This is a genomic window from Mucilaginibacter sp. P19, assembly GCF_050632265.1.
Classification (GTDB): Bacteria; Bacteroidota; Bacteroidia; order Sphingobacteriales; family Sphingobacteriaceae; genus Mucilaginibacter; species Mucilaginibacter gossypii.
Window position 1 is genome coordinate 2,131,047 of the sequence record NZ_CP192586.1, and the last position, 13,218, is coordinate 2,144,264.

Annotated in this window: 12 protein-coding genes; 7 read left to right on the forward strand and 5 right to left on the reverse strand. The window is 43.8% G+C overall.

Annotated features, from left to right (window positions below; genetic code table 11):
• Positions 1 to 87: 87 nt before the first annotated feature.
• The 4 genes from ACQ86K_RS10110 to ACQ86K_RS10125 are packed head-to-tail and all read right to left on the reverse strand — an operon-like array spanning position 88 to position 3,992.
• Positions 88 to 819, reverse strand: a complete 732-nt coding sequence (locus ACQ86K_RS10110) for an MIP/aquaporin family protein (RefSeq protein ID WP_091168235.1) — start codon at positions 817 to 819, stop codon at positions 88 to 90.
• Positions 820 to 843: 24 nt separating this feature from the next.
• Positions 844 to 2,358, reverse strand: coding sequence for a glycerol kinase GlpK (gene glpK / locus ACQ86K_RS10115; protein WP_091168233.1), 1,515 nt, complete (start codon positions 2,356 to 2,358; stop codon positions 844 to 846).
• Positions 2,359 to 2,412: 54 nt separating this feature from the next.
• Positions 2,413 to 3,516, reverse strand: coding sequence for a glycerol-3-phosphate dehydrogenase/oxidase (locus ACQ86K_RS10120; RefSeq protein ID WP_431200827.1), 1,104 nt, complete (start codon positions 3,514 to 3,516; stop codon positions 2,413 to 2,415).
• Complete coding sequence (locus tag ACQ86K_RS10125) at positions 3,417 to 3,992, reverse strand: FAD-dependent oxidoreductase (protein WP_431200286.1); 576 nt, start codon at positions 3,990 to 3,992, stop codon at positions 3,417 to 3,419. Before ACQ86K_RS10125 ends, ACQ86K_RS10120 begins: the two co-directional genes overlap by 100 nt.
• Before the next feature lie 152 nt (positions 3,993 to 4,144).
• Between ACQ86K_RS10125 and ACQ86K_RS10130 the strand changes: the two genes are divergently transcribed.
• Positions 4,145 to 4,411, forward strand: coding sequence for a DeoR family transcriptional regulator (locus ACQ86K_RS10130; RefSeq protein ID WP_431200287.1), 267 nt, complete (start codon positions 4,145 to 4,147; stop codon positions 4,409 to 4,411).
• A gap of 26 nt (positions 4,412 to 4,437) precedes the next feature.
• Positions 4,438 to 4,908 (forward strand): DeoR/GlpR family DNA-binding transcription regulator, encoded by a 471-nt coding sequence (locus ACQ86K_RS10135; protein ID WP_431200828.1) that lies wholly within the window; start codon positions 4,438 to 4,440, stop codon positions 4,906 to 4,908.
• Positions 4,909 to 5,091: 183 nt separating this feature from the next.
• On the opposite strand, the gene ACQ86K_RS10140 is transcribed toward ACQ86K_RS10135, so the two are convergent.
• Positions 5,092 to 6,120: a LacI family DNA-binding transcriptional regulator gene (locus tag ACQ86K_RS10140; protein ID WP_091168222.1), complete on the reverse strand. Its 1,029-nt coding sequence runs from the start codon at positions 6,118 to 6,120 to the stop codon at positions 5,092 to 5,094.
• A gap of 257 nt (positions 6,121 to 6,377) precedes the next feature.
• Between ACQ86K_RS10140 and ACQ86K_RS10145 the strand changes: the two genes are divergently transcribed.
• The 5 genes from ACQ86K_RS10145 to ACQ86K_RS10165 all read left to right on the forward strand — a co-directional run bounded on the left by ACQ86K_RS10145 (position 6,378) and on the right by ACQ86K_RS10165 (position 13,122).
• Entirely contained in the window at positions 6,378 to 6,998 is a 621-nt protein-coding gene (locus ACQ86K_RS10145) for an RNA polymerase sigma factor (protein ID WP_091168218.1), read from the forward strand.
• Positions 6,999 to 7,076: 78 nt separating this feature from the next.
• The gene (locus ACQ86K_RS10150; RefSeq protein WP_091168214.1) at positions 7,077 to 8,111 is read left to right on the forward strand and encodes a FecR family protein; all 1,035 of its coding nucleotides are present in this window, start codon (positions 7,077 to 7,079) and stop codon (positions 8,109 to 8,111) included.
• An 11-nt stretch (positions 8,112 to 8,122) separates the two neighbouring features.
• On the forward strand, positions 8,123 to 8,854 hold the full coding sequence (locus ACQ86K_RS10155; RefSeq protein ID WP_431200288.1) for a carboxypeptidase-like regulatory domain-containing protein: 732 nt from the start codon (positions 8,123 to 8,125) through the stop codon (positions 8,852 to 8,854).
• Complete coding sequence (locus ACQ86K_RS10160) at positions 8,851 to 11,571, forward strand: SusC/RagA family TonB-linked outer membrane protein (RefSeq protein WP_431200289.1); 2,721 nt, start codon at positions 8,851 to 8,853, stop codon at positions 11,569 to 11,571. The genes ACQ86K_RS10155 and ACQ86K_RS10160 overlap by 4 nt, the downstream gene beginning before the upstream one ends.
• An 18-nt stretch (positions 11,572 to 11,589) precedes the next feature.
• Positions 11,590 to 13,122 (forward strand): SusD/RagB family nutrient-binding outer membrane lipoprotein, encoded by a 1,533-nt coding sequence (locus ACQ86K_RS10165; protein WP_431200290.1) that lies wholly within the window; start codon positions 11,590 to 11,592, stop codon positions 13,120 to 13,122.
• The last annotated feature ends 96 nt before the right edge of the window (positions 13,123 to 13,218 follow it).

The following is a 13,218-nucleotide window of genomic DNA, read 5'->3' on the forward strand; positions in this document are numbered from 1 at the left end:
CATTGATAGCTGCCGTAGCTTAACAGAGCTTTTAAAGCCTAACGAAGCCTTTAAAACTTCGTTAGGCTAATGCTGTTTTGATGATATTTATAGCTTAATTGAAAGATACAATACAGCAGCAATGGAAGCCCCAACCAATGGGCCGATAATCGGGATCCATGCATAAGCCCAATCGCTCGTTCCTTTGCCTTTTATCGGTAATAGCATATGCATAAAGCGCGGCCCAAGATCACGGGCCGGGTTGATAGCATAGCCGGTAGTGCCTCCTAATGACAAACCGATTACCCAAACCAGTAATGCTACCGGGATAGCGCCTACTGAGCCCAGGCCAATAGGGGTTTTAGCGGGCGTGATTTCGGCACCGGCTATGTAGAAAATGGTGAAGAGCAATACAAAAGCACCAATTATTTCGCTGGCAATGTTTGATATGTAATTACGTACGGCTGGCCCGGTGCAAAATACGGCCAAAATAGAAGCCGGATCATTTGTGCGTTTAAAATGATCGTAATACATGATCCAAACTAAAAATGCACCGATACAAGCGCCCGCAAACTGTGCGATAATGTAGGGCACAACGTTTGCCCAGGCAAACTTACCCGCAATGGCGAGGGCTATGGTTACAGCAGGGTTAAGGTGCGCGCCGCTATACGGACCGGCAACAACTACCCCTACAAAAACGGCTAATCCCCAGGCAGTGGTAATTACTATCCATCCGCTGTTATTTCCCTTGGTATCTTTTAAAACTACGTTGGCCACTACACCATCACCCAACAATATCAGGAGCATGGTGCCTATCAGCTCGGCTACAAATGGAGACATGTTAAAATATTTAAAAGATGGATATTAAATAACTGTTACAGGATGCCCGGAATTTGACCAGCATTGAGCCGTGCTTACCGCACGTTTCCAACCCGCAATGCCCGATTTGACTTCATCAAGATCGTCAGCCGGAGTAAATTCCGCTTCGGCGGCCCACAAGTGCTGAATTTCGGCTATATCTTTCCAATATCCTACAGCCAGTCCGGCCATATAGGCTACACCAAGTGCTGTAGTTTCGGTAACCTCGGGCCGGATCACTTTACAGTTTAATACGTCTGATTGAAACTGCATCAGCAGGTTATTGGCTGTTGCGCCGCCATCTACACGTAGTTCTTTTATCTCCATGCCTGCATCAGCTTCCATCGCTTTAAGCACATCCATGGTTTGGTAGGCTATTGATGATAATGCGGCCCTTGAAATGTGGGCTGCTGTAGCACCCCTGGTTAAACCAACTATAGCCCCCCGAACTTCCGGGTCCCAGTAGGGAGCGCCCAAACCTGCAAACGCGGGTACAAAGTAAACGCCCGCGGTATCTTTTACTGAGGTAGCCAGCTTTTCAACATCTGCCGACGTTTTGATAATGCCCAGCCCATCGCGCAGCCACTGAACAACTGCGCCTCCTATAAAAATGCTGCCCTCAAAGGCGTAGGTGATCTCGCCGTTTATTTTCCAGGCGATGGTGGTAAGCAGGTTGTTTTTTGATTTGATAAACTCGTGCCCGATATTCATCAGCATAAAACAGCCGGTGCCATAAGTATTTTTAACCATGGCTTTATCAATACACATTTGCCCGAATAAAGCCGCATGCTGATCTCCTGCTATGCCTGCTATCGGGATCCGTTGCGCAAACAGATTATTGGCGGTTTGTCCGTACAGCTCGCTTGACTGTTTTACTTCGGGCAAGATACTTTTTGGGATGTTGAACAGTTGTAACAACTCCTCGTCCCACTGTTGGGTGCGGATATTGAACAGCATGGTACGGCCGGCATTGGTTACATCGGTGGCGTGTACTTCGCTGCGGGTTAACTGCCAGATGAGCCAGCTGTCAACCGTTCCAAAGGCCAGTTCGCCGGCTTCTGCCTGCGCTCTTGCACCTTCCACATTATCCAGGATCCATTTAACTTTTGAGCCGGAAAAATAAGCATCGATTACCAGGCCGGTTTTATCGCGGATCATTTCGCTATGACCGTTTTGTTTTAGCTCATCGCAAAAGGCAGCAGTGCGCCTGTCCTGCCAAACAATGGCATTGTGGATGGGGTCGCCGGTTTTGCGGTTCCATACTATGGTGGTTTCGCGTTGGTTAGTTATGCCTATAGCTTTGATATTGCCGCCACCCAGGCCTGCTTTCGCGATGGCCTCCACGGCTACTGCTATCTGCCCAGCCCAAATCTCGTTAGGGTCATGCTCAACCCAGCCGGGTTTGGGAAAATACTGCTTAAATTCTTTTTGTGCCGAAGCAATAATTTTGCCTGCATGATCAAAAATTATGGCCCGTGAGCTGGTAGTACCCTGGTCGAGCGCTAAAATGTATTCCTGCATAATTTGGTTTGGTTTACCTTGGTTTATTTGTTGAATATCACATTAAATTTTATTTTAATGTGGTGTTAGTATATAATTTTTTGCTGTTTCGTTAAATGCTTTAACCTGTGCCGTCTCCCATTCAGCATCTTTCCCCAATTCGCCGGCCATGAGGTGTGCTACTTCGGGAGCCATTTCAATAGCTAAACGGGCATCTAAAAAAAGCACACGGGTACGGCGGGCCAGTATATCTTCAACGGTGCGCGCCATTTCATTTCTTACCGACCAGATCACTTCGCCCTTAGTGTAGCTACATTCGGCATGAACAAGGTTTTTCCAGTTCGGATTCTCTTTGTACAAAGCCAAAACGTTTTCAATATCGGCACCATAAACAAACATTGGGTTTGTGCGGTCGGGATTGGGGCGACTGCCATGGATAGATAAGGAGGCAGTTTTACACGGTATATTATTTAGTCCGCCAACCTCAATTGTTTTATCAACAATATCTTCTGCCATTTTGCGGTAGGTAGTCCACTTACCGCCGGTTATAGTAATTAAACCTGATGCGGAAACAATCAGTTTATGGCTCCGCGAAATTTCTTTTGTTTTTGAGGCTCCATCCTGTGGGGCGGCAAGTGGCCTTAAGCCTGCAAAAACGCTTAGTACATCTGCACGGGTTGGGGCTTTGGTGAGGTATTTACCGGCTGTTCTTAATATAAAGTCTACTTCTTCATCCAGCGCTACCGGCTCCAGGCTGTGCGAGTTAATAGGGGTATCCGTAGTGCCAATCAATAGTTTCTCGTGCCACGGGACAGCGAAAAGCACACGTCCGTCTTCTGTTTTGGGAATCATTAGGGCATCTTCTGCCGGTAAAAATGAACGGTCGAGTACAAGGTGCACACCCTGGCTTGGCCTAACCATCGGTTTTTTCTCCGGCGTATCCATTTTTAGTACGTCATCAACAAATACGCCGGTAGCATTGATCACCGTTTTGGCTTTTAATTGATACCCGGCGCCAGTCTCTGTATCAGTGGCTTTTACGCCTATGATTTTATTAGTAGTATCTTTGATTAATCCGGTTACTTTAAAGTAATTGAGCAGGGTTGCGCTCTGTTCAATGGCGGTTTGCGCCAGGTTAATTGCCAGCCGAGAATCGTCAAATTGCCCGTCATGATAAATAACGCCTCCGTGAAGTCCTTTTTCCTGTATGCCGGGCAAACGTTTAATGGTGTCTTTTTTGAAATATGCTTTGCTCTGCCAAAGCTTAGTTTACCGGCGAGCAAATCATAAAGGCTGAGGCCGATAGTATAAAAAACACCGTCCCACCAGGAGTAATTGGGGATAATGAAACTTTCGTTTTTTACAAGATGTGGAGCGTTGTTCAATAATAGTCCCCGTTCGCGCAAGGCTTCACGTACCAGGCCTATATCGCCTTGTGCTAAATAGCGTACGCCGCCATGAACCAGTTTAGTAGCACGACTCGAGGTTCCTTTGGCAAAATCGGCCTGTTCAAGTAATAATATAGAGAAGCCACGCGAAGCTGCATCTACAGCCGCGCCAAGTCCGGTAGCCCCACCTCCTATAATAATCAGGTCCCAGATCTTTTCGGTATCATTAAGATGGTTGAGATTGGCCTCTCTGGTAAATGAGTTCATTTTATTTCGATATTTATTCAAATATATAAAATCGAAATAAAATAAAACTAAACGAAATTGAAAATAATTTTATTTGGTTACATTTGACTAACACGGAGCACAGTGAGCTTTGCAAAACATTACAGTCAATTTTTCTGTTTAATTTAGCGATTATGAGTAAAAACACAGACCGGCATAAGTTTATCCTGCAAAAAGTTGATACCGACGGCTTTGTGAATGTACAGGATCTGAGTACCCAGTTAAGTGTTTCGGAAGTTACTATCCGAAAGGACCTGAAACTTTTGGAAGATAAAAACCTGCTTTTCAGAACGCATGGTGGTGCAAGTAAAACAAACCCTTATGCTAATGACAGGCCGGTGGCCGAGAAGGAGAAACTGAACGGCCCCGAAAAAGAAAAATTGCCGCAGAAGCAGCGATAAGGATAGATACCAATGATTCAGTTATCATAGCCTCCGGTACTACAATGCTTGCCCTTGCCCGTGCCATGCAGCCCAATAAGCATCTTACGGTAGTCACCGCAGCTTTGCCGGTAGCGCTTGAACTTTTGCAGCATCCGCAGGTTGATATTGTTCAATTGGGCGGGCAAATGCGAAACACCTCCTCATCGGTAACCGGTAATTATGCCGAACTGATGCTGGATGATATGTTATGTGGCGTATTGTTTTTAGGAGTAGATGGTATCGATCCTGACATAGGATTGACTACCACAAATTTATCCGAAGCCAGGCTCAATCAAAAAATGATCAATGCTGCTCAAACTACCATTGTGTTGGCCGATAGCACCAAATTTGGTAAGCGGGGCCTGGCCAAAATCTGTGCGCTTGATCAAATCAATGAAATTATTACTGATAGCGGTATAAGCCCGGCAATGCTCAATATGCTGGAAGAAAAGGGGGTGAAGGTAACGGTTGTATAAATGGTTAAGCTTTGTCTTTGTGTTGGAAAGGATATCATTGCGAGCGCAGCAATCTTGTAGCCAATGCATATCCGATTTGAGTAGCTACGAGATTGCCACGTCGCCCCAGATGCTTTTGCCCGCGCCGCTCCTCGCAATGACATGGGGTTTAAACATCAACATTTTAAGTTGTTCTTCATCTTCTCAATACCTCACCGACGACGACCGCACAATCAATTGCGTTTCCACCTTTTCGGTAGTAAACTCTTCAACCGGCCATTTGCTTTCTATGGTTTTAATAAGCATCTCCGTAGCCATTTGTCCAATCTGAAAGGCAGGCTGACGTACAACAGTTAATGGTGGGTCGAACAGGTCAACAACATCCGAATTGGTAAAGCCTGCTATCGCGATATCTCCCGGAACTTTTAAGCCCCATTTTTTTAATATCGATATACTGCTGATGGTGAGCCTGTCGCTGCCACTAAAAATAGCCTCCGGCTTATCGTCCAATGCCAGCAATTCTTTCAGCACGAGCTCCACTTCATCGTGGATCATGCCGCCATGGTTGCAATGTTTAAGGTATTCGGGCCTAAACTCGATACCGTGTTTATCAAGTGCAGCGTTATAGCCTTCAAAGCGCTCATGGCTTATAAGCAGATTATTTGAATTGGTGAGGTGTGCTATTTTGCTAAAACCCGAATTGATCAAAGCTTCGGTGCCGTTAAATGATCCCTGAAAATTATTGGCTATCACTTTGTGAGTGTTCAGGTCAGGCGCCGCCCTGTCAAAAAATACAATAGGAAAACCCTTATCCAGCAGGTATTTATATTGGGAAGTATCAGTTGTTTGGGCTGATAGTGACACCAGCAATCCATCCACATGCCTTGAGAGCAGGTGTTTTACATTGGCACTTTCCCTGTCAAATGACTCATGCGTTTGGGTAATGATAACATGGTATCCACGGTTATAAGCAATAGATTCGATGCCATTAATAGCCTGCGAAAAATAATCATTTGCCACCTCGCAAACCACCACGCCTATGGAGTGGCTTTTTTGCTCTTTAAGGCTTAAAGCGATAGGGTTGGGCCGATAGTTAATTTTTTCAGCGTACTCAAGGACAAGCTTTTTGGTTTCGGTACCTATTTCGTAGCTTCCGTTCAGCGCCCTTGATACCGTTGATGTTGACACACCCAAAGCCTTGGCAATATCCTTAATAGTAACTGATTCAAACATAATTTAGCGTGGCAATCGGTTTTTAAATATCAGGCAATATTGATATGGGCTAAGTTATTTTAAAAATTGAAATATTTGAGTGTTTACCATTGTCAAAAGGGTGTGACTTTTTGGCGATAACTTCTTCAATTCCGGCAAAAGCAATTTTATATCAATTTAATTGTATTATTGATTTTTAATTAGGTGTAAATTTATTGTTATAATTATTACATTGTACCTGATTTCAATTGTAAAACGTTTTATCCCCTGGTTAAGCTATGTCTCACGAACAAATTGTTCATGACGATCATAATACTGCTGTCTGGCTTGCTTTTAAAGAAGGCAATTGGGATGCCTACACGCAACTGTATAACCAGTATTTTAAAATCCTCAATAATTACGGGCACAAATTTACCAGGGACGTTAACGTAATTGAAGATGCCATACATGATCTTTTTATCAGGCTTTGGACAAACAGGGCCGGGCTTGGCAATCCAGCTTCAGTAAAAAACTACCTATTCAAATCATTGCGCAGTATTATTTTCCGCAAGCTGCAATCAAAATCGCGCTTTGTTGACCTTGAAGATGAAGCTGAACATAACTTTCCCTTTGAAATTTCATTCGACCAGCAGCTCATGGCCGATGAGGAAGAACAGGAATTGCAGAAGAAAATTAAATTTCATGTAAAAGCTTTGCCGGCACGGCAGCAGGAAATTATATACCTGCGTTTTTATGAGGGTTTAGGTTATGATGAAATTGCCGATATTATGGAAATAAACATTAGTTCGGCCTATAAACTGATCTATAAAGCTTTTGATAACCTTCAGGATGTGCTAAAAACTTCAAAATTGGCTATTGTTTTAGCCTTGTATTCGTGCTTCTGCATAAACAATTATTAAAAAATAATTTTTTTTCAGTTTGTAGGGATAATTGGGGCAGGGTGCTGTCTATAAGGAGTAAATAACACCTTATAAACAATGCAGATAGCCAAATACAGTAATTATACCCTGCCGGATTTTTTAGAGGACGATGATTTTCTCCGTTTTGTGATTAACCCCTCACATAACGACACTGTTTTTTGGCAGCAAGTTGCAGCAGAATATCCGCAGCAGAAAGAAATAATAGCCGAAGCTTCAAAAATTATTAAAGCATACCGTAAACAGGATGTTTTTACCAATGAGGCTAATCAATCAAAAGTTTGGCTCAGGATTGAATCAACACTGCAAATAGACCAGGCTAAGCCAAAGATATTCACACTAAGCAGGTTCCTCCGTATCGCTGCAATGTTATTGCTGGTGTCGTCTATCGGCATTTCCTTATGGCTCGTCAAAGGCAGACAAAACGAAATTGATACCACTTTTGGTGAGCTGCGCACTGTTACATTACCCGATGGCTCAACCGTGGTGCTTAATGGTAATTCAAAGTTAACTTACTCCGGTAACTGGGATGAAAAATCGAGGGAGGTTTGGATAAGTGGAGAGGGGCTATTCAATGTAAAACATATCAATAAAGATCCCCGCAATATCAAACCTACTGAAAGATTTATAGTGCATTGCTCTGATATGGATATTGAGGTGTTGGGTACAACTTTTAATGTAAGAAGCAGGCACAATAAAACTAATGTAGGATTAGTACAGGGAAAGATCAGGCTTGACTATGTTGATGCAGCATCCGGAAAACTATCGCTTATTATGAAACCGGGCGATTATGTACAACATGCTTATAGAAAAACCCTTACCCGTATGATCCTGCCGGTTCCTGAAAAAATTACCAAATGGACAAAGCACCAGCTTTTATTTAATGATGCCTCCCTTGCGCAGATCAGCGAGATCATGACCGATGATTACGGCTATCATGTAGATTTTTTAAACCCGGATTTAGCCAATCTCAAAATAGAGGGCGAGATCAACGTTCCCAGTGTTGAGGAACTGATTGAAACTATAGCTACCACACTCCCGGTGAAAATTACCCGAACAGACAAAAATATTACTATAACAAAATTAAACCCCTAAACGAATAACTTATGCAAAAACTCGACTCATCCAATTTTTTAAGATGTTGCTGTTTCCTGATGGTTTTGCTCGGCCAGTCGGCGTATGGTTACGCTCAAATGTCATTGACCAATAACAACAGGTTACATGCACGAAACTTTAGTTACCCGATATCGCAGGTTACCGAAAGTAAGGTGCTTTTGAAAGACGCACTTGAAAACCTGAAAAAACAATTCAATGTTCAGATAGCTTACCAGGAAGGTTTGCTTGATAACAAGTTTGTGCCCACCAATTTAACAAGTAATATCAGTCAGTTTACGCTTGACGATAATTTGAAACAATTATTATCGGCCTTCCAGTTAACATATCGCAAGATAAATGATAACCAAATCTCGATTTTTACAGTGAAGGACCTTACCCTGAACAACGTATCTGTTGCAGCAGTTACATTAACAGGTAAGGTAGTGGATGCAGGCGATGGTCAGCCGGTTGTTGGCGCATCGGTTTATTTAAAAATAGATAACAAGGTAGGCGCAATTACAGATGTTACGGGTAGTTTCAAACTGGTGGTGCCTGATAAATATGCGGGCAAGCCTTTAACCCTGGTGGTTGCCTATGTAGGATATAACCAGGAAGAAGTGCCTGTAAGCGATCCGGTGTCGCCTTTGCAAATTAAACTGGTGCAAAATAACAAAGCTCTTAATGAGGTTGTGGTTACTGCCCTTGGTATCAGCAAGCAAAAAAATCATTGGGCTATTCGGTGACTGAGGTTAAGGGTACCGAATTTACTCAGGCCCGTGAAAATAACGTAGCCAACGCGCTTACCGGTAAAGTAGCCGGTGTTAACGCGGCGGGCTTATCAACCGGTCCGGGTGGTTCAAGCCGCGTGGTGATCAGGGGTAACGGTGGCCTTGCAGGTGATAACCAGCCGTTATATGTGGTGAACGGTATGCCGATTGATAACAGCGTACCCGGTGGCCCTGCTACGGTTAATGGTATTACCAACAATGTTGACCGCGGCGATGGTATAGCTGCAATAAATCCCGACGATATTGAGTCGATAAGTGTACTTAAAGGCGGTACGGCTGCGGCGCTTTATGGCTCGCGTGCAGCAAATGGCGTTATTTTAATTACAACAAAAAAAGGCCGCATACAAAAAGGTGTGGGCGTAGAATTTAACTCGACGGCCACCTACGATAATGTGGCTGTATTCCCAGATTACCAGTACGAATACGGGCAGGGCGACGGCGGTGTAAAGCCAACTACCCTGGCTGCAGCACAGGCAAGCGGAAGACGCTCGTGGGGTTCAAAAATTGACGGCTCAACCGATTATGTAGCTGTCGACGGGCTTACCCATCCTTATGTTGCACAGAAAAATAACCTTAGAAATTACTATCAAACAGGAAGCACTTATACCAACAGCCTTGCATTTTTAGGTGGTAATGAGGCTTTCACCTACAGATTTTCGGCTGCCGATCTGAATAGTAAAGGTATTTTACCGGGTACAACCTATGATCGTAAAACTTTTAACCTTGCCCTGAACGGTAAACTGAGCGACAAGCTATCTATTGAAGCGTTGGCCCAGTACAACGTTGAAACTGGCCATAATCGTACCGGCGCAGGCGATGCATTGGGTAACCCCAACTGGACACCGCTTGAGGTTGCCAATACCGTTGATGTACGCTGGCTTAAGCCGGGTTACGATGCTTTGGGCAACGAGCAGATCTGGAATGACGCATCCATTGCGTCAAACGGATATTTTGTGATTAATAAATACAAGGAAGATGATGTGAAGAACCGTTTTATTGGCCAGGGGTCGGTTATTTACTCTCCCGTAAAAAACCTTACTTTCAAAGCCACCATCAGCCGCGACTTTTTTAACTATAATTATACCAACATATTGCCAACAGGTACATTATATATCCCTAATGGCCAGTACGCCGGTATCAAATCAGATGTATCTGAAACTAATGAATTAGCGACCGTTAGTTATAAAACAAAGATCATCAGTGATTTAAATGTAAATGTTCTGGGTGGCGTAAACAGCCGTAAATACACAACCAATCAGCTAACGCTTAATGGTTCGCAATTTACCATTCCATATTTTTACAGCTTCACCAATCTTGCGGTTTCATCAACTACACCATATAATGCCAAAATTGTAACCAATTCGGTTTTTGGTTCGGCCGATTTTGATTACAAGAGTTTGTTCTTCTTATCATTCACAGGGAGGAAGGATTGGTTTTCAACACTGAGCCCGAAAAGCAACAGCATATTTTATCCAAGCGTAGGCGGCAGTTTTATCCTGTCTGACGCGGTTAAACTCCCTGAGTTTTTTAACCTTGCTAAACTGCGCGGTTCATGGGCGCAGGTAGGTGGCGGCGCTCCCGATCCATATGTTATCAACCTTACTTACAGTAACGTACCAAGCGCGGGGCAGCCACTGCAAAATGTAACCAGCAATAACATTACTAATAGCAATCTTAAACCATACACGTCAACAACGTTTGAAGGCGGCTTTGAGTTGCAGATGCTTAAGAGCCGTTTAGGTTTGGACGTTACCTTGTATGATCGTAAAACTACTAATGATATCGTAAATACAGCTATTTCTTCAACATCGGGCTACAATAACGTAATCCTGAACGTTGGCGAGGTAAGTAATAGAGGTATTGAGGTATTATTGAACGGTACACCTGTAAAAACAAGCAGCTTTACCTGGACTACAAGCTATAACGTAGCCTATAATGATAACAAAGTAGTTAAACTGGCGCCAGGCCTTAATACTATTCAGCTGGCTACTTCGGTAGGCAACTGGGGTATTTTAGATAATATTGAAGGTAAATCCTTTGGTATGATCGTGGGTACCCGTATGCAAAAGGATGCTAATGGTAATGTAGTGTTTAACGCTACCACGGGCTTACCGGTACAAACCCCACTACAGCAATTGGGTAAAAGCGTTGCCCCGCTTACCATGGGTTTAACCAACGAATTCAGGTATAAACGGTTCTCGTTAAACTTCCTGGTTGATGGCAAATTTGGTAACAAGGTGTTTTCGGTTATGGAGGTTTACGCCACCCGTTTGGGCTTGATGAAATCAACGTTGCCGGGTCGCGAAAACGGCTTAGTATTGAACGGTGTTGATCAAACCGGCGCGCCTTATACCCGTACGGTGCCGGTGAGCGGGTTAAGATCATACTATGATAATTATAAAACGTATTCCGACTTGTTTTTACACGATGGCAGCTTTGTTAAACTTCGCCAGGTTATCCTGTCATACGCGCTTCCAACAAGTCTTTTAAACAAAGTTAAGATCCAGTCGGCCAGCATCTCCTTTGTGGCCCGAAACCTTTGGACTATTTATAAGCAAACAGACAATTTTGATCCGGAGCAAAGTTTTACCAACAGTAATGCACAGGGCTTCGAGTCTATCGGTTTACCACGTACCCGCTCACTTGGTGTAAACCTGGCTGTTAAGTTTTAATACTTTAAATTGAAAACGATGAAAAGACATTTAACCAAATATATTTATTGTTCCCTGGTAATTCTCGGCATTATCACCACGCAATCGTGTACCAAAAATTTTGATACGCTTAATGTTAACCCGGATGCCTCATCAAAGGCGGTACCACAATACATTTTTACCAAAGCCCAGTATGATGGCACGGCCCGCATGCTTGATTTGTTGCTGGGTACTATGCAGTACACTACCAGCTTTAATGATGTGGCCGGCTTCGGTTCAAAATATGTGTTGAGCCAGAGCCCGCAGTCGGCAGCAGCTTTCACTAATGCTTACCCAAATGAAATCAACGAATTAGTTGAGGTTTTAAAGGCCATTGGCACCGATGCTTCGCTCGTAAACCTGCAGGCCGAAGCGAGGATCTGGAAAGTATATTGCTTTAGCAGACTTACCGACTTGTATGGTGATATCCCATATTCGCAAGCTGCACAGGGTTATAACCAGGCTATATATAAGCCTGCTTACGATGCACAAAAAGACATCTATGCCGATTTATTGAAAGAGCTTGACCAGGCAGCCCAAAGCCTTGATGCAACCAAAGCAACCTTTGGTTCGGCTGATTTAATTTACGGTGGCAATACCGTAAAATGGAAAAAGTTTGCCTATTCACTCATGCTCAGGTGTGCCATGCGCATGACCAAAGTTGATATTGCCCAGGCTCAAAGCTGGGCCACAAAAGCAATAGCCGGCGGCGTTATTACGGATGATGCAGATGTGGCCAAAGTAGTGTATGTGGGCGCAGGTCAGGATATCAACAAAAACCCTTTGGCGCTTGACCTTTATAATAATGACTACATAGCAGGTAACGGCAGCACTAACACTGAAGGCGGTAAATACCAGGATGTGTTTATTAATTATCTGAAAGCCAATAAGGACCCGCGTTTGGCTGTGGTATCTGTAGTATGGAACGGTGGTGTGGCTGATACAACCTCGGCTATTCAAAAAGGTATGTCATCAGGATTGAATGCCAAACCTGCGGATTTTGTGACCTATTCGGAACCAAATCCTAAAACCCTATTGCTGCTAAATTCTCCGCGATTGGTTTTTACAGCTGCCGAAAGCTACTTCCTGTTATCTGAAGCTGCGGCAAGGGGATGGTATACAACCGCTACCGCCGAGTCATTATACCAAAATGGTATTGCTGCTTCTATGCGCCAATGGAGCATCATTGCAGGCAGCGCAGGTACTATAACAACTACCCAGATCAACTCATACATCAATGCGCACCCGTTCAATACAGCTGGCACGCTTGATCAAAAAATGGAGCAGATCTATACCCAGTTTTGGGTTGGTATATTTCCTGATGCGCAGGAGGTTTTTGCAAGCTACAGGCGTACGGGCTACCCCGCACTTGTACCTAATAATTACGTTGGCAATGCTACAGGCGGTAAAATATTCAGGCGGATGTTGTATCCAGTTGGCGAGCAAAACCTTAACGCGGCATCATACGCTGCTGCCCTTGCACGGCAAGGTTCGGATGATTTTTTAACCAGGATATGGTGGGATAAACAATAGTGTTTAAGTTTGATTAATTGATGTTGTATCGGGGAGGGCGTGGGGCCTTCCCTGATTTTTTTAAACGGCTTTTTGATGTATAAGAAATACCTTTTT

Excerpts from the sequence above, each read along its gene's own strand:
- ACQ86K_RS10110 (WP_091168235.1), bottom strand. The coding sequence starts at position 819 with ATGTCTCCATTTGTAGCCGAGCTGATAGGCACCATGCTCCTGATATTG.
- glpK (WP_091168233.1), bottom strand. The coding sequence starts at position 2,358 with ATGCAGGAATACATTTTAGCGCTCGACCAGGGTACTACCAGCTCACGG.
- ACQ86K_RS10125 (WP_431200286.1), bottom strand. The coding sequence starts at position 3,992 with ATGAACTCATTTACCAGAGAGGCCAATCTCAACCATCTTAATGATACC.
- ACQ86K_RS10130 (WP_431200287.1), top strand. The coding sequence starts at position 4,145 with ATGAGTAAAAACACAGACCGGCATAAGTTTATCCTGCAAAAAGTTGAT.
- ACQ86K_RS10140 (WP_091168222.1), bottom strand. The coding sequence starts at position 6,120 with ATGTTTGAATCAGTTACTATTAAGGATATTGCCAAGGCTTTGGGTGTG.
- ACQ86K_RS10145 (WP_091168218.1), top strand. The coding sequence starts at position 6,378 with ATGTCTCACGAACAAATTGTTCATGACGATCATAATACTGCTGTCTGG.
- ACQ86K_RS10150 (WP_091168214.1), top strand. The coding sequence starts at position 7,077 with ATGCAGATAGCCAAATACAGTAATTATACCCTGCCGGATTTTTTAGAG.
- ACQ86K_RS10155 (WP_431200288.1), top strand. The coding sequence starts at position 8,123 with ATGCAAAAACTCGACTCATCCAATTTTTTAAGATGTTGCTGTTTCCTG.
- ACQ86K_RS10165 (WP_431200290.1), top strand. The coding sequence starts at position 11,590 with ATGAAAAGACATTTAACCAAATATATTTATTGTTCCCTGGTAATTCTC.